Source organism: Phenylobacterium sp. (genome assembly GCF_036723115.1).
Lineage (GTDB): Bacteria > Pseudomonadota > Alphaproteobacteria > Caulobacterales > Caulobacteraceae > Phenylobacterium.
On the sequence record NZ_DAIMHV010000065.1, the window covers coordinates 1 to 15,179 of the forward strand.

The window sequence follows — 15,179 nt, forward strand, 5'->3', positions numbered from 1 at the left end:
GATCTGAGCGATCAGGCGGCCCACGCCCACATTGTCGGGCTTGAGCTCCTGACGGCGGCTGAAGGCCAGAAGCTGGCGGGTCAGCCGCTCCCCCCGCCGGCCGGCGGCCAGGGCGGCCTGGGCCACCTTCTGCACCCGCGGCTGGTTCGTGGGGTCCTTCAGGATCATGTCCAGGCCGCCGATGATCACGGTCAGCAGGTTGTTGAAATCATGGGCCACGCCGCCGGTGAGCCGGCCCACGGTTTCCAGCCGCTGGGCCTGGGCCAGGGCGGCCTCGGCCCGGGCCCGCTCGGCGAGGCTCGCCTCCAGGGCCTGGGTGCGTTCGGCCACCCGCACCTCGAGATCGCGCCGGGCCTCGATGATCTCGGTGACATCGGAGGCCGAACCGAACCACAGACGGACCTCGCCGTCCTCGTCCCGGAAGGGCGAGGCCCGGCCCGTCATCCAGCGCCATACGCCGTCGGCGCGTCGCAGCCGGAACTCCGGCGCGAACGGCAGGGCGCCCTCGACCGTCTGCCGCCAGGCCGCTTCAACAGCGTCCCGATCCTCTGGATGGACACAGGCCAGCCAGCCCTCGCCCAGATATTCGGCGACATCCCCGCCGGCGAATGCGGTCCACTGCGGACTGACGAAGGTCCAGACGCCGTCTGGCCGGCTGACCCACATGAGCTGGGGCAGGGATTCGATGAAGGCGCGGACCCTCGCCTCCCCGGTCCGCAGGGCCTGGGTCGCCTCGCGCTCGGCGGTGATGTCGCGGAAGGTGGCGGCCACCCCATGGTCGATGCGCACGGCGCTGGACCGAATCCAGTGCTCCTTGCCGTCGATGACCCGGCGCACCTCCAGGTCGTCCGGCTCGGTTCGGCCGAGGGCCTCGGTCAGACGGCTCACCATGGCTGCGCCGGTCTCGTCGGGGAATACTTCCAGCACCTGGCGCCCCACGAGATCATGGACGCCGGAGGGCGCCATCCGCTGGGCGGCGGGGTTGGCGTAGCGCCAGATGAAGTCCACCACCTGCCCCTGTTCCCGAATGGGGTCGAGGAGGGTGAAGGCGTCCCGCGCCGCTTCCTGGGCGATGTGGAACCTGGCCTGGATCTCCGCCCCCCGCTGGATGGCGATCCGTAAGGGACGGGCCAGCGCAACGGTGAGCCCGCCGGTGGCCAGATAAAGGCCGAGACTGACCGGCAGGGTGGCGCCCGCACGGGCCTCGGCGGGCCACAGAAGCGGGATGGCGAGGGCGCTCAGAATGAGGGCGGTGGTCCCGCCCCGGCCGCCGGCGACGACGGTGGCGAAGATCAGGGCCGGATAAAAGACCATGAAGGCCGGCGGCCCATCGAGGACCTGCTCCAGGACCCCTTGCGCCGCCGCCGCGACTCCGGTCGCCCCGAGGACAAGGCCATAGGCCACAGCCGGTTTACGGACCGCCGTGGCGACACGTTGGGCCAGGGTGGCCATCATGATTGTTACGCGCCCCCGGTGAGGGATAGGTACTGCAACCGGGACTGTGGCGCATTGTCGCAGCGGGGGGAAGCCCGCCGAAAGGGCCGGGTCTGAACCCGGCCCTCGGAACGGCCCCAGAGCCTGATGCGATCAGACGGTTCCGTCTGATCGTTGAATCAGGCTCTGAACTCAGAGACTTGAGCGCGTTTCGATCCGATAACCGGTTCCCACTTATCGGAACGCGCTCTAGCGGGGCGGCATCCGGATGGCGCCGTCCAGACGGACGTGCTCGCCGTTGAAATAGCCGTTGCGGCACATCTCCAGCGCCAGGGAGGCGTATTCCTCGGCCTGTCCCAGACGCTTGGGGAAGGGAACGGAGGCGGCCAGGGCGGCCTTCACATTTTCCGGCGCGGCGTTCATCAGCGGCGTGTTGAAGATGCCCGGCAGGATGGTGTTGACCCGCACGCCGTCGTTCATCAGGTCGCGGGCGATGGGCAGGGTCATGCCCACCACGCCGCCCTTGGACGCCGAATAGGAGGCCTGACCCACCTGGCCGTCCACCGCGGCGACCGAGGCGGTGTTGACGATCACCCCGCGCTCACCGTCCTCCAGCGGCTCCAGCGACAGCATGCCCTGGGCCGACTTGGCGATGCAGCGGAAGGTGCCCACCAGATTGATCTGGACGATCTTCTCGAAGATGGCGATCGGATGGGCCTTGATCTCGCCGGTGGTCTTGTCGCGGCTGGCGGTCTTGGCCGCAAAGCCGGTGCCGGCGCAGTTGATCAGGATCCGCTCCTGGCCTTGGGCCGCGCGGGCCTTTTCGAAGCCGGCCTCCACCGTGGCGTCGTCGGTGACGTCCACCTTGCAGAAGACGCCGCCCACGTCCTTGGCGACCGCTTCGCCCTTGTCGGCGTTCATGTCGAAGATCGCCACCTTGACCGCATGGGCCGCCAGGGCGCGGACCGTGGCTTCACCCAGGCCGGACGCGCCGCCGGTGACCACGGCGGCAATAGAAGAATCGAGTTTCATGGACGCTTCGCCTCCCGATGCGTTTAATGCTCAAACCTGAGGTGGCTTAGCCTGATGAACGCCAAGACCAAAGCATCACCCCGCGTCAAGGATGACGGATTTGATCCGTTGAAGGCCTTGTCCCCCAGCCGGGCCCTGGCGCCGGCCGCCGTGAGGGTGAACGAAGAGCGTGTCCGCAAGGGTTTCTGGCCCAAGATCGTGCGCACCGCATCGAAGATCCCCTTCGCCGCCGACGCCCTGTCGGTCTGGTACTGCGCCAAGGACCCCGCCACGCCGCCGGCCGCCCGCGGCATGATGCTGGCCGCGCTGGCCTATTTCGTCCTGCCCGCCGACGCCATTCCCGACGTCCTGGCGGTGGTGGGCTTCACCGACGACGCCGCGGTCTTCGCCGCCCTGCTGGCCCTGGTGGGTCACAACCTCAAGCCACGGCACAAGGCCGAGGCCCAGGCCTTTCTCGACCAGCTGGGCCAGGCCCCCGCGCCGCCCCCGCCGCCGCCGCCGAAGAAGCGGCGGTTTGGTCTCTTCGGCTGAGGGCGATCAGGCCCCGGCCGCCCTGGCCTGACGGGCGAGCACCTGCTCGCGCCAGGTGATGAACAGGGTGGAGACCACCACCACCGCGGCCCCGATCAGGGTCCAGAGGGTGGGGACTTCATTGAACAGCACGTAGCCCGCCGCCGCGGTGAAGACGAGGCGGATATAGTCGATCGGCGCCATGGCCCCGGCGTCGCCGATGGACATGCCCTTGATATAGAAGCCCTGGGTCGCCGTGCCGATCACCCCCATCAGGCACAGCAGAAAGAGATCGAAGGGGTCCGGCCAGCGCCAGACGAACAGCGCGCCCGGCAGGGCGAAGACCAGGCCCAGCGTCGCCGACCAGACCAGCAGCACCATGGGCGAATGGTCCCGGGTCATGACCTTCATGCCGGTGATGGTCAGGGCGAACAGGAAGGACGAGGCCAGCATGGCCGCCGCCGGCCAGCCCACGGCGAAGTCGCCGCCGGCGCCGGGCCGGATCATGATCAGCACGCCCAGGAACCCCACCACCGCCGCGCCGATCCGCAAGGGACCCACCGTCTCGCGCACCACGAAGGCGGCCAGGGGTACCAGCCACAGGGTGCGGGTGAAGGAGAGCGCATTGGCGTCGGCCAGGGGCATCTTCTGGAAGGCGTAGAAGGACAGGATCATGCCCAGCGTGCCGGCCGCCGCCCGGAACAGCAGAATGCCCGGCCGGGTGGTGGCGAAGGCCGCCTTGCGCCGGGTGGCGATCACCGGGATCAGGATCGCGAACCCCGCCACCTGCCGATAGAAGGTCTGCAGGGCGGCGGGATAGTCGTCGCCCAGGAACTTGATCAGGGTGGTCATGGCCGTGAAGCCCAGGGCCGAGGCGATCATCCACAGCGCCCCGTGGACATTGGGCGCCAGGCGCGGCGGCGCCCCTAGCTCAGCGCTCACGGATCCACCCTGTCACCGACAGGCGCGGGCCGCCGGCGAAACTGGCCACCTGGGTCACCGAATGGGGCTGGGGCACGCGGAAGATGTTCAGGGCGTTGAAGGTCGGGACGTAGGCTTCCGCCACATGGCCGTCGGGCCCATGAAAGGCCAGCAAGCCCCCCCAGTCGATGCGCCAGCGGGGGGTGAAGTTCAGCACATAGGCGAACAGACGGTGCTTGCCTTCGGCCTCGTCGTCATGGGTGTTGAGGAAGTCTCCGGGCCTGTAGCGGGTGGCCTGGGCGTCGCAATAGGCCGCCCGGGTCTCTCCGGTGAGGGCGCCGATCAGGCCAAGAAAGGCGGGGCTGTTGACCAGGTCGTAGAGCCCTTCGAGCGGCGAGAGCGCGCCGCCGGCGCGCTGGCCGGCCTCCATGAGGTCCGACAGGCGCCAGGCGTCGAACTGGTACTGGAAGCCCTCCCGCGCGGCGGCGTGCATGGCCTGGATCATGCCCGCCCGCCGGTCGTCCGGCATGGCGTCGAGGGTCTCCAGCGCGATGTCATAGCTCTTGCCGGCGGCCGTCAGGGAGCGGTGCCAGGGCACGGCCGCCAGGGCCGCACCCACCGCCTGGGCGTCGGCCGGGCGCAGGATGCCGGGGATATGCAGTCGACCCTGCCGGGCGAAGGCCCGGGCCAGGCCAGGCACGTCCAGGTCCTTCGCCAGGGCGAGGCCTTCGGCTGCGCCCGCCGGGCTCACGCCGGATCGGCCGCGGGCGCGGCGAAGGGCGAGTCCTCGCCGAACATCAGGACGAAGGGCGAGGGCGAGGTCGTGTCCCAGCTGTGGCGACCGCCCACCGTGATCCCGCCGTCCACCACCAGGTGGGTTCCGCTGACGAAGGCCGAGGCGTCGGACGCCAGATAGAGGGCGGCCTGGGCGATGTCGTCGGGCAGGCCCGCCTTGGGCACCGGCTGGACGCCGGCGGCGTTTTCAGCCACGCGGGCGGCCATCTGGTCGGCCACCTCCCGGGGCAGGCCGAGCGAGGCGCCGAAGATGGAGGTGGCGATCAGGCCCGGACAGATGGCGTTCACCCGCACCTTCTGGCGCGAGAGCTGGGCGGCGGCCACCCGGCTCATGTGGATGACTCCGGCCTTGGCGGTGGAATAGGCGATGGGGCCAAAGCCCGCCTGGAGGCCCGCAATGGAGGCGGTGTTGATGATCGAGCCCCCGCCGCGGGCGATCATCACCGGCGCGGCGTGCTTCATGCCCAGGGCCGGGCCACGGACCAGGACGTCGAAGATCCAGTTCCAGCCCTCGGCGGTGACCTCGGTGATGGCGCCCATCCGGTCGGAGATGCCGGCGTTGTTGAACAGGATGTCCAGGCCCCCGAAGGCGTCCTGCGCCAGCTTCACCGCCGCGGCGATGTCGTCTTCCGAGGTGACGTCGCAGTGGGCGTAGCGCACCTTCCCGCCGAAGCGAGCCTCGAGCATGGCGCCCTTTTCGTCCTGGATGTCGGCGGCCACCACCTGGGCGCCCTCAGCGACGAACAGTTCCACCGTTCCCAGGCCGATGCCCGAGCATCCGCCAGTGATCAGGGCGATCTTGCCCTCCAGACGTCCGGCCATGGCGGCCCCTCCCCTATTCTGCGTGTTTTGAGGCCGGCTGAGGCGACCCTTATATGATCATCGATCACTAACGCCGGACGGGCGGAAGGGGAAGCCGCTTCCGCCCGCGCCACATCGTCTTCAGGGGACGGTGACCACCACCTTGCCCATGGCCTTGCGGCTGCCCAGGTGGGCGATGGCGTCGGCGCCCTTCTCCAGCGGGAAGCGCTCCGAGACGTGAGGCTTGATCTTGCCGGCGGCATAGAGGTCGAGCAGTTCCTGGACGCTGTCGGCGAAGCCCTTGGGGTCCTTGGCCGTCCAGGTGCCCCAGAAGACGCCGACGATCTCGCAGCCCTTCAGCAGGGTCAGGTTCAGCGGGATCTTCGGAATGTCCCCGGCGGCGAAGCCGATCACCAGATAGCGCCCTTCCCAGGCGATGGTGCGCAGGGCGGGCTCGGCATAGTCACCGCCCACCGCGTCATAGATCACGTCGAAGCCGCCGGGCCCGGCCACCGACTTGAAGAGCTCCGACAGCTGCTTCTGAGCGTCCCGGTCGAAGGGGCCGCGGCCATAGACCACGCCTTCGTCGGCGCCGTGCTTGATGGCCAGATCGACCTTGTCCTGGCTGGAACAGGCCGCGACCACCCGCATGCCCATAGCCTTGCCGAGTTCCACCGCCGCCAGGCCCACGCCGCCGGCCGCGCCCAGCACCAGCAGGCTTTCGCCCGCCTTCACCCGGCCCCGGTGCTTCAGGGCGTGATGGGAGGTGCCGTAGGTCAGGATGAAGGCGGCGGCCTCGTCATGGGGCATGTTGTCGGGGATCTTCCACAGGCGGTTGGCCGGCAGGGCCACCTTTTCCACCATGCCGCCGGAGCCGGTGTTGGCCAGCACCCGGTCGCCCACCTTCACATTGGTCACGCCCTCGCCCACGGCCTCGATGACGCCCGACAACTCGCCGCCCGGTGAGAAGGGGCGCGGCGGCTTGGCCTGGTACTTGTCCTCGATCATCAGCACGTCGGGGAAGTTCACGCCCACGGCCTTGACCGCGATCAGGGCCTGGCCCGGCCCGGCCGTCGGCTCGGGAATATCCTCGACCACCAGGGTCTCGGGACCGCCCGTCACCTTGCTCAGCACCGCCTTCATGTCGCTCTCCCTGGGTCATGGTTGTGAAGTCGGCGCGGACGCTAGCGCAGGGTCGGCGGCGGCGGAAGGTCGCAGGCGAACAATTGTTTGAGCCCATGGGCGCCCCCACGCCGCCGCCTGCGGCCGGTCGATTTGGCGACCCCGGCGCAATCGCCTATATTGCGGGCCTCCCCAGTCAGCGAGACCTTGAGCCTTGGGCGTCACCCTCGACCTTTCGCGCGCCGTCAGCCGCGCCGCGCCGACCGCGCCGAACCTGTCGGGCCTCACCCGCCCACAGCTGGCGGCCGCCCTGGTGGAGGCCGGCGTGGTCAGGCCGGAAAAGGCCAAGATGCGGGCCAGCCAGCTCTGGCGGTGGATCCATCACTATGGGGTCACCGACTTCGCCGCCATGACCGACGTGGCCAAGGAGACCCGGGCGGCCCTGGCCGAGGCCTTCACCCTGGCCCGGCCCGAGGTGGTGGAGCGCCAGGTCTCCCGCGACGGCACCCGCAAGTGGCTGATCCGCATGGCGCCGGGCATCGAGGTGGAGACCGTCTATATCCCCGACGTGGGACGGTCCGGCGCGCTCTGCGTCTCCAGCCAGGTAGGCTGCACGCTCAACTGCACCTTCTGCCACACCGGCACCCAGGCCCTGGTCCGCAACCTGACCACGGCCGAGATTGTCGCCCAGGTCCAGGTGGCCCGCGACGATCTGGATGAATGGCCGAGCCCCAAGGAAGACCGCCGGCTGTCCAACATCGTCTTCATGGGCATGGGCGAGCCGCTCTACAATCTCGACCATGTGGCCGCGGCCATCGACATCATCGCCGACAATGAGGGCATCGCCATCTCCCGGCGGCGGATCACCGTCTCCACCTCCGGCGTCGTGCCCGAGCTGACGCCCCTGGGCGAGCGGACCCAGGCCATGCTGGCCGTTTCCCTCCACGCAACCAACGACGCGCTGCGCGATCAGCTGGTGCCGCTGAACCGGAAATATCCCATCGCCGAGCTGATGGCGGCCATCCGCGCCTATCCGGGCCTGTCCAACGCCCGGCGCGTGACGTTCGAATATGTGATGCTCAAGGGCGTCAACGACAGCCCGGCCGAGGCCAAGGCCCTGCTCAATCTGATCAAGGGCGTTCCGGCCAAGATCAATCTGATCCCGTTCAACCCCTGGCCGGGCTCGCCCTATGAGTGCTCGGACTGGGGGACGATCGAGAAATTCGCCGCGGTGCTGAACCGCGCGGGCTACGCCTCGCCCATCCGCACTCCCCGCGGCCGGGACATCCTGGCGGCCTGCGGGCAGCTCAAGTCCGAGAGCGAGAAGATGCGGGCCAGCGCGCGCCGCCGGCTCGCCCAGGAGGCGAGCGCAGGCGCGCCTGAGGCCTGAACCGCTTGCGTGGCCAGGGCTCAGGCGTGCTAACCATCGCCCCTTCGCGCCGAAGCCCTGAGGTGAGCGTCCATGCCCCCTGATCTGCAGTCGCCCGAAATCCAGGCCTTCGCCATGGGGTTTCCCACGACCCTGCTGCATGCGGGGGTGTCGATCCTGATCCTGTTCCTGGCCGCGTCGCTCTATGTGCTTCTGACCCCGCACAAGGAAGTCCGGTTGATCCGCGAGGGCAACGCCGCGGCCGCCCTCTCCCTGGGCGGGGTGCTGGTGGGACTCGCCGCCCCCTTGGCCCTGTCGCTCAACTCCTCGACCTCGGTGGTGGAGGTGGCCATCTGGGGGGTGTCCACGGTCATGGTGCAGCTGCTGGTCTTCCGGCTGGTGGATCTTTTGCTGCGGGGCCTGCCCCAGCGCATCCAGGACGGCGAGGTCTCGGCCGCCGCCCTGCTGGTGGGCGCCAAGCTCGCCACCGCCCTGATCCTCTCGGCGGCCGTGGCCACCTAGGGGCGCGATGCACTTTCCCCGCCTTCCGGACTGGCTGGTCTATGCCGCCGTCGTCCTGGCCCTGCTGATTTCGGCGGTGGGGCGGCAGGAGAACGTGGCCGCGCCGCCCCCGCCGCCGCCGGTGCCCGGCGAGGAAGGCCTGCCGCTGGGACCGGCCTCCCCCTTCGATCCGGCGGTGGTGGTCGATGTTCCCCACACCGCCGAGCCCGGCGCGGGCACCGCCTTCGCCGTCACCGATGACGGGGTGTGGATGACCGCCCGCCACGTGGTGGACGGCTGCGAACAGGCGGCCATCATGGTGGCCAACGGCCGGGGCGTGGACGCCCAGGTGTTCATCGACCCCCGCGGCGAGGCCGCCATCCTGGTCACCGAGGGCGGCGCGCCGGCCCTGCCGCTCGGCCTCGACCGGACCCTGCGCCGGGGCGACCGGGCCTATCACCCCGGCTATCCGCAGGGCCGGGCCGGTGAAGTCACCTCGCGCCTGCTGGGTCGGGAGAACCTGGTGGTGCGCGGGCGCGGGGCGCGGACGGAATCGGTGCTGGTCTGGGCCGAGACCGGACGCACCGACGGCCTGGCCGGCACCCTGGCGGGTCTGTCAGGCGCGCCGGCTCTGGATAGCGCCGGCCGGGTCATCGGGGTCACCGTGGCCGAGGCGCCCCGCCGGGGCCGCATCTACACCACCTCGCCCGAGACCGTGCTGACGGCCCTGACCGCCTCGGGCCACCGGGCGGCCAGCTTCGCGGTGGGCGAGCCGGTGACGCCGGAGAACTATGGCCGCGTGGCCGACAATCTGCGCCGCGACCTGCGGGTGGCCCAGGTGATCTGCGTCACGCCCCAGGCCGCCCCGGCCCTGCCGCCGACCGCGCCCCTGACCGACGAGGAACTGGCCGCGGAGCCGCCCACCCCGGAAGCGGAGGCCCCGGCCGCGCCTTAGAGGCTCGAGCGCGTTTCGATCCGATAACCGGTCCCCACCTATCGGAACGCCCCCTAGGCGGGCGACTCCGGCTCGGGCGTTTCTGAAGAGGTCGCCGCCTTGGGGGTCTGGCGGGCGGCCACGGCGAAGGCCAGGCCGATGCCCAGCACGCCGATGGCCGCCGAATAGAAGAAGAAGACCAGATAGCCGACGCCCAGGGAGGCGGCGCTGACCCCGGACTTCTCCACCGCGCCGGCATAGGCCTCGGGCGGGAGGCGGGCGAACAGCCCGCGCAGGGCGCCGGCCGCGCCCCCCTGCTCGGCCGCCGCAGCCGTACCCTCGACGATCCGTCCGGACTGGGAGGCCAGCAGCTTGCCCGGCAGGGAATAGAAGGAGGAGAAGACCGCATACTGGGTGGCGGTGAAGCCTTGTCCGGTAAGGCTGGACATGTAGGCGATGAGGCAGGTGCCGGCGAAGCCGCCGGCGATATTGTCCACGCCGATGGCGATGAACAGAGCCGGCAACCAGGCGCCCTCCACCGCCAGCCAGGCGAAGACCAGGTTGCTCAAGGGGCCAGCGAAGGCGCCGATGACCATGGCCGGGATCAGCCCCCAGCGCGCCACGGCCAGGCCGCCCAGGAAGACGCCGAGCACCGACATGGCCACCCCGAACACCTTCCGCACCTCGGCGATCTCGGTGAGGGTGAAGCCCAGGTCGAGATAGAAGGGCGTCATGATGTTGAGGACGAAGTCGGCCAGGCGATAGAGGCAGATCAGGGCCAGGATCAGCGCCGCCGTCCCCTGATAGCGGGCGAAGAAGTCGCGGAACGGATCGAACAGGGCCGAGGAGAGATAGACCCCCGGCCGGGTCTTCAGCCCCGGAATCTGAGCCGCCGCCAGGCCGATCAGCACGCCCCCGGCCAGCACCGCGCCCACCTGCAGGAAGGCGTTCCAGGGCCGGGCGCTCCAGGCTGCGGCGAGCGCCTCGGCCGCCGCCGTCTGGCCCAGGGCCGCAAGCCCGGTGGACAGCAGGTCGGCCGAACCCGCCAGGCCCGAACCCAGGATCACGGCGCCCAGGACCACCAGCGCCAGGCGGGCCACCCATTCCGGCAGCTCAAGCCCCCGGCGACGCGGCGCGCCGGTGAGGTCGATGGGCCGCACCACATGGGCCGCCTCGCGCGGGGCCCCCAGAACCCCGGCCACCCCGATCAGCATCAGGGCGGCCATGACCAGGTAGGAGACATTCCAGCTATAGGCCTCGGCCAGGACCAGCGGCACGGCGCCGGCCACGATGATGGCGATGCGGTAGCCCCACTGATAGGCCGCCGCCAGGGCGCCCTGGCGACTGTCGCCGGCCGCCTCGATCCGCCAGGCGTCGATGACGATGTCCTGGGTGGCGCCGGCGAAGGCCACGAAGACCGCCAGCAGGGCCATGACGCCGAGGCTGGACACCGGATCGCCGCCGGCCACCAGCCAGAGCCCGACCATGATGGCCAGCTGGGCCACCAGCATCCACGAGCGCCGGTGACCCAGCCGCCGGGTCAGGCCCGGTATGGCCGTGCGGTCCACCAGCGGAGCCCACAGCAGCTTCATGGAATAGGCCAGGGTGGCCAGGGAGAAGACGCTGATCACCTGGAGGGACAGCCCCGCCTCGCGCAGCCAGGCCGACAGGGTGTCGAAGATCAGCAGGTTGGGCAGGCCGGAGGCGAAGCCCAGGGCCAGCATGACCAGCGCCCGGCGTTCGCCATAGACCGCCAGGGCCTGCCAGAAGCTGCGCGTCTCGCGGCCGGGCGCGCCGGCTTCGGGCGTGGTCATGGCTCTTTCCCCTTTTCAGGCGGCCCCCCGCCCGGATTTCAGGGGACCTTGGCGCGCGCCGCCGGCGCCGTCCAGACCGCTTCGCCGGCCCCCGGCCGCGACCATCGCGCCAGAGCCTGACGCAGGGCGTCGGCGGCCAGCGGCTTGACCAGGAAGTCGTTCATCCCGGCCTGGAAGCAGGCGTCCCGGTCCTCCTGGAAGGCGTTGGCGGTGAGCGCCACGATGGGGGTCGCCACGCCGGCCGCCCGCAGGCGCAAGGTCGCCTCTTCCCCCGGAATGTCGGGCAGGCGCATGTCCATGAGAATAAGGTCGTAGGGCGCCAGGCGCGGGGCGGCCACGGCCTCCTGGCCGGTCATGACATGATCCACCTGGCAGCCTTCGCGGGTGAGCAGGGTGCGCGCCAGAAGGGCGTTTACGGGGTTGTCCTCCACCAGCAGGATCCGCGCGCCGGGGGTGACCGCGGGCGCGATCCGGTCGTCCTCGGGGCTCGCCGCGGGGTCGGCCTCGGCGGCCAGGGCCGCCAGGACCCGCTCGGCCAGGGAGGCCAGGCGCAGGGGCTTGATCAGGTAGCCGCAGAATCCCGAGGTCCGGTAGCGGGCGATCCGGTCCCGTTCCTCGGGCGCCAGCAGCACCAGGGCCCGGCGATCAAAGGGCCGGCGAACCTTGCGGCCCCCTCGCCCCAGGGCATGGTCCAGCAGCAGCACGTCCTGCGGACCGGTCAGCGGCAGCAGGGCCTCCACATCGGCGGCGACCACGGCGCGACCGCCGCAGGCCTCGATCTGCAGAGCCGCGGCCCGGCGGACGATGGGGTTGGGCGAGGCGACCCCCACCTGGAGGCCCGCCAGCGAGGCGGCCGGCCCGGACCCGCGGGCGTCCTCGGTCGCCGGCGGCAGGGGGGCCTCGAACCAGAATTCCGCGCCGCCCCCCGGCCCTTCCTCCACGCCCACCGCGCCGCCCATGGCCTTCGCCAGGCGCCGGGCGATGGCCAGGCCCAGGCCCGCGCCGGTGGCCTGATGGGCGGCCTCAGTCTGGGCGAAGGCCTCGAAGATCAGGTCGCGGGCCTCCTGGGCGATGCCAGGCCCCGTATCGGCGACGCTGAACCGCCAGCGGCCGCCAGGACGCGCCTCGGCCCGCAGCAGGACGCCGCCCTTGTGCGTGAACTTGATGGCGTTGCCGGCGAAGTTCAGCAGGATCTGGCGCAGGCGGCCCTCGTCGGCCAGCACCCGCGCGCCGCGCGGGGCGGCCCAGGCGATCTCCAGGCCCTTCTCCTGGGCCCGCGGGCTCAGGAGCTCGGCCACGGCCTGGAGCGTGGTCTCAAGGCTGAGCGGCGCGGGGCGCAGCTCCACCTTGCCGGCGCCGAGGCGGGCGAAATCCAGCAGTTCGTTGACCAGACCCAGCAGATGTTCGCCCGAGTCGCGCATGGCGCTGACATAGGACTTCTGCTCCGCCGTCAGCCGGGTGCCCTCCAGCAGGCGGGCCATGCCCAGGACCCCGCTCAAGGGGGTGCGGAACTCGTGGCTCAGGGCGGCCAGCTGCTCGGTGCTGATCGCATCGCCGGGCGCGGGCTTCGGATCGGTGTCATGTCCCATGGCCCGTCATCTAGGCCTCCGGCGTTTAACACCGCGTCAAAAGGCCTCGTCCGGCCCGTCCTGGCGGGCCATTTCGCGGGCCAGGGCCAGCAGCGCCTGACGGGCCCGCGGGCGGGGGATTTCGGCATAGGCCTGAAGGAGCTCCAGGGCGCCAGGCGTCATGAGGGCGGTGAACGCCTCGTCCGGCGGGCCGGCGCCGTCCAGTTCCTCGCCCACCAGCCAGCTCACCGTCGTTTTCAGGGCGCCCGCCGCGGCCACCAGGCTGGCGCCGGAAATGCGGTTGGCGCCGCGCTCGTACTTCTGCACCTGCTGGAAGGACACCCCGAGCTGGTCGGCCAGATCTGTCTGGCTCATGGACAACGACCGCCGGCGAGCCCTTAGCCGGGCGCCGATGGCCCGGTCGACGCCGTCGATCTGATCGAGGTCTCTCAGGCTCATGGGGGGCTCCTTGCAACGCTCGACATCTGAGCGACTTGTTCCATCGGCTATACGAACAGAAGGCGATGATGGACGCAGCCGCCGCCATGGCGTGTAATTGGGCGACGGCGAGGAGGAGCGACATGAACGGGAAGGTCGAGCTTCTGACGGCGCGGGAACGGGAGTGCCTGCGCCTGGTGGACCGCCACTTCAGCTCCAAGCAGATCGCGCGCGAGCTCGGCATGTCCAAGACTTCGGTGGACACCTATTGCGACCGGGCGCGGCGCAAGCTGGGTGTGGACGACCGGTATCACGCCGCCCGCCTCCTGGCCGACCATGAGGGGCCGCGGGCCCGTGTCCTGATCGCGTCAGGACAGGATGCAGTCAGGACAGACGCGGCCGCCAACCTCGGCTCAGCTTTGGGCTCGGCAGGAGAGGCGAGCCATGAAGCACTGGAACGGAATGGACAACCGGGCGGCGGTGAACCGCGCCCTGCACCTGAGGCGGGAGATCGCAGCCTTCGAGGAAAGGTGGCCGCAACCTTCGCCGACGGAGGGCTCGACGCCCACCTTCACCTGGGCGCAGCTGGAGCGGCAGCTGGTCGACCTGGCGGCCTCCCCGGCCCAGGCGGATATGGCGCAGCACCTGGTGTCGGCCACCCGCAAGCTGTCGGCCTTCAAGCCGCCGGAAATGGTGCTTCGGGAAATCCTCTGCCTGACCTGGGTGTTGCTGGACGAGAACTTCCATCCTGGCGCACCGGCCGGATCGAGGGCCTCGGACCCTTTGCCCGAATCGGTCTGATCCTGGGCATCGCCATCGGCTCGGCGCTGGCCTTCGGCGGCGTGCTGGCGGGACTCCAGGCTCTGGCCACCCTCATCTGACCTAAGCGGTCTGACTTCGGAGCCCAAGGCTCCGCCCTTCCCCAACTTGAAACCCACAACCCGCGAGGCCGCCGGCCTGCGGGAAGGAGATCCCTCATGCTCAAGCAACGACGCGCCTATGCCGATCAGGTGGCCGCCAGCCTCTTCGAGGCCGAAGCCGCCATGGACGCTGCGCTGGCCAAGGCCGCGGCCCTGGCCGGGGTGATGCCGGCCCTGCGGGCCGAAGCCGGACTCTCGGCCCTGATCGGCCAGGAAGCCGTGGAGTGGACCAGCCGGTCCATCAGCGCCCTGGCAGAGGCCCGCCGCGCGCTGATCGAGGCCCACAAGGAGCTCAGCGTGGCCCAGAAGCAGATCGGCCTGGGCGCGGTGCTCTATGGCGACGGGGCGCCCAAGCCGCAGGAGCCCGTGCGCGCGCCCGCCCTGCGCAGCGTCAGCGACGTGGCCGCCTGATCAACGGCAGGCCCCTGATCCGACCGTCGGCCTTTGCGCCGGCGGTCGGCTCTGCCATTTTGCGCCCGCCTGGGTGAGGGGCGGGGGAGATTTCCCGCTCGACGTGCCTCCACCTGCTTTTCGCCGCCGGCGTCGGGGACTGCGTCTTGTACTTCACCGTCCTGCCCCAGCAGATCTGGTTCGCGCTGATGATGCTGGTGTCCGGCTGGGCGCTCTGGCGGGGCGGGACGCCGGAGAAGCGGGTGGCGGTGGCCAATGTCGCCGCCTGGTTTCTGACCCCGCTGACCTATGACGCGAACGCCAGCGGCCTGCAGTGGGGCGTGCTGGGGGTGGATGGCCTGTTCCTGGCCTATCTGGTCTGGCTGGCGCTGACCGCCGACCGCCTGTGGCTGCTGTTCGCCGCAGCCTTCCAACTGCTGGGCGTCGTGACCCATGTGGCCCTGGCGGTGGATAGCGGCGTTCCCGCCCTGCCCTATCGCTGGGGTCTGGTCATCTGGAGCTATCTGGTGCTGGCCAGCCTGGCCGTGGGCGTCGTCACGCACCGCGTTCAGCCCGCCAGGACCCCCGGCGCGCTGGAGACCCGTCGGTAGATCAGCGCCTCGGCCAGGT

General features: G+C 70.5%; 15 protein-coding genes and 2 pseudogenes. 8 read left to right on the plus strand and 9 right to left on the minus strand.

Annotated elements, in window-relative coordinates; all coding sequences use genetic code 11:
- Positions 1-1,455 (minus strand): PAS domain S-box protein (locus tag V7D28_RS08530; RefSeq protein ID WP_333586955.1); only part of this gene is annotated, 1,455 nt, incomplete at its 3' end.
- Positions 1,456-1,683: 228 nt separating this feature from the next.
- Complete coding sequence (locus V7D28_RS08535) at positions 1,684-2,466, minus strand: SDR family NAD(P)-dependent oxidoreductase (protein WP_333586956.1); 783 nt, start codon at positions 2,464-2,466, stop codon at positions 1,684-1,686.
- A gap of 54 nt (positions 2,467-2,520) precedes the next feature.
- Here V7D28_RS08535 and V7D28_RS08540 point away from each other — a divergent pair, with 54 nt between their 5' ends.
- Entirely contained in the window at positions 2,521-2,997 is a 477-nt protein-coding gene (locus V7D28_RS08540) for a YkvA family protein (RefSeq protein WP_333586957.1), read from the plus strand.
- A gap of 6 nt (positions 2,998-3,003) precedes the next feature.
- Here V7D28_RS08540 and V7D28_RS08545 read toward each other — a convergent pair whose 3' ends face one another.
- From V7D28_RS08545 to V7D28_RS08560, 4 genes are all read right to left on the minus strand, one after another.
- Positions 3,004-3,858 (minus strand): DMT family transporter, encoded by an 855-nt coding sequence (locus V7D28_RS08545; protein ID WP_333586969.1) that lies wholly within the window; start codon positions 3,856-3,858, stop codon positions 3,004-3,006.
- A gap of 49 nt (positions 3,859-3,907) precedes the next feature.
- The gene (locus V7D28_RS08550; protein WP_333586958.1) at positions 3,908-4,648 is read right to left on the minus strand and encodes a 2OG-Fe(II) oxygenase; all 741 of its coding nucleotides are present in this window, start codon (positions 4,646-4,648) and stop codon (positions 3,908-3,910) included.
- Positions 4,645-5,514: an SDR family NAD(P)-dependent oxidoreductase gene (locus V7D28_RS08555; RefSeq protein ID WP_333586959.1), complete on the minus strand. Its 870-nt coding sequence runs from the start codon at positions 5,512-5,514 to the stop codon at positions 4,645-4,647. Before V7D28_RS08555 ends, V7D28_RS08550 begins: the two co-directional genes overlap by 4 nt.
- Positions 5,515-5,634: 120 nt before the next feature.
- Positions 5,635-6,636: an NADPH:quinone oxidoreductase family protein gene (locus V7D28_RS08560; protein ID WP_333586960.1), complete on the minus strand. Its 1,002-nt coding sequence runs from the start codon at positions 6,634-6,636 to the stop codon at positions 5,635-5,637.
- A 193-nt stretch (positions 6,637-6,829) separates the two neighbouring features.
- Here V7D28_RS08560 and rlmN point away from each other — a divergent pair, with 193 nt between their 5' ends.
- The 3 genes and pseudogenes from rlmN to V7D28_RS08575 all read left to right on the plus strand — a co-directional run.
- Complete coding sequence (gene rlmN / locus V7D28_RS08565; protein ID WP_333586961.1) at positions 6,830-8,005, plus strand: 23S rRNA (adenine(2503)-C(2))-methyltransferase RlmN; 1,176 nt, start codon at positions 6,830-6,832, stop codon at positions 8,003-8,005.
- A gap of 72 nt (positions 8,006-8,077) precedes the next feature.
- Entirely contained in the window at positions 8,078-8,506 is a 429-nt protein-coding gene (locus tag V7D28_RS08570) for a DUF350 domain-containing protein (RefSeq protein WP_333586962.1), read from the plus strand.
- 7 nt (positions 8,507-8,513) lie between these two features.
- A pseudogene (locus V7D28_RS08575) lies at positions 8,514-9,335 on the plus strand (S1 family peptidase); the annotation flags it as partial.
- Positions 9,336-9,493: 158 nt separating this feature from the next.
- Here the strand turns inward: V7D28_RS08575 and V7D28_RS08580 are convergent.
- Genes V7D28_RS08580 through V7D28_RS08590 form a run of 3 tightly spaced genes read right to left on the minus strand, consistent with a single transcriptional unit; the run spans position 9,494 to position 13,260 of the window.
- Positions 9,494-11,233, minus strand: coding sequence for an AmpG family muropeptide MFS transporter (locus tag V7D28_RS08580; protein WP_333586963.1), 1,740 nt, complete (start codon positions 11,231-11,233; stop codon positions 9,494-9,496).
- Between the two features lie 38 nt (positions 11,234-11,271).
- On the minus strand, positions 11,272-12,822 hold the full coding sequence (locus V7D28_RS08585) for an ATP-binding protein (protein WP_333586964.1): 1,551 nt from the start codon (positions 12,820-12,822) through the stop codon (positions 11,272-11,274).
- A 36-nt stretch (positions 12,823-12,858) separates the two neighbouring features.
- Positions 12,859-13,260 (minus strand): helix-turn-helix domain-containing protein, encoded by a 402-nt coding sequence (locus V7D28_RS08590; RefSeq protein ID WP_333586965.1) that lies wholly within the window; start codon positions 13,258-13,260, stop codon positions 12,859-12,861.
- A 122-nt stretch (positions 13,261-13,382) separates the two neighbouring features.
- Here V7D28_RS08590 and V7D28_RS15325 point away from each other — a divergent pair.
- From V7D28_RS15325 to V7D28_RS08605, 4 genes and pseudogenes are all read left to right on the plus strand, one after another.
- Positions 13,383-13,553: pseudogene (locus V7D28_RS15325) on the plus strand (response regulator transcription factor); the annotation flags it as partial.
- A 130-nt stretch (positions 13,554-13,683) separates the two neighbouring features.
- A complete protein-coding gene (locus V7D28_RS08595; protein WP_333586966.1) occupies positions 13,684-14,040 on the plus strand; it encodes a hypothetical protein in 357 nt (118 codons plus the stop codon).
- Positions 14,041-14,216: 176 nt separating this feature from the next.
- Positions 14,217-14,570, plus strand: coding sequence for a hypothetical protein (locus V7D28_RS08600; protein ID WP_333586967.1), 354 nt, complete (start codon positions 14,217-14,219; stop codon positions 14,568-14,570).
- A gap of 146 nt (positions 14,571-14,716) precedes the next feature.
- Positions 14,717-15,160 carry a hypothetical protein gene (locus V7D28_RS08605; RefSeq protein WP_333586968.1) on the plus strand — a complete coding sequence of 148 codons (444 nt, stop codon included), beginning with the start codon at positions 14,717-14,719 and terminating at the stop codon, positions 15,158-15,160.
- Positions 15,161-15,179: the final 19 nt, after the last annotated feature.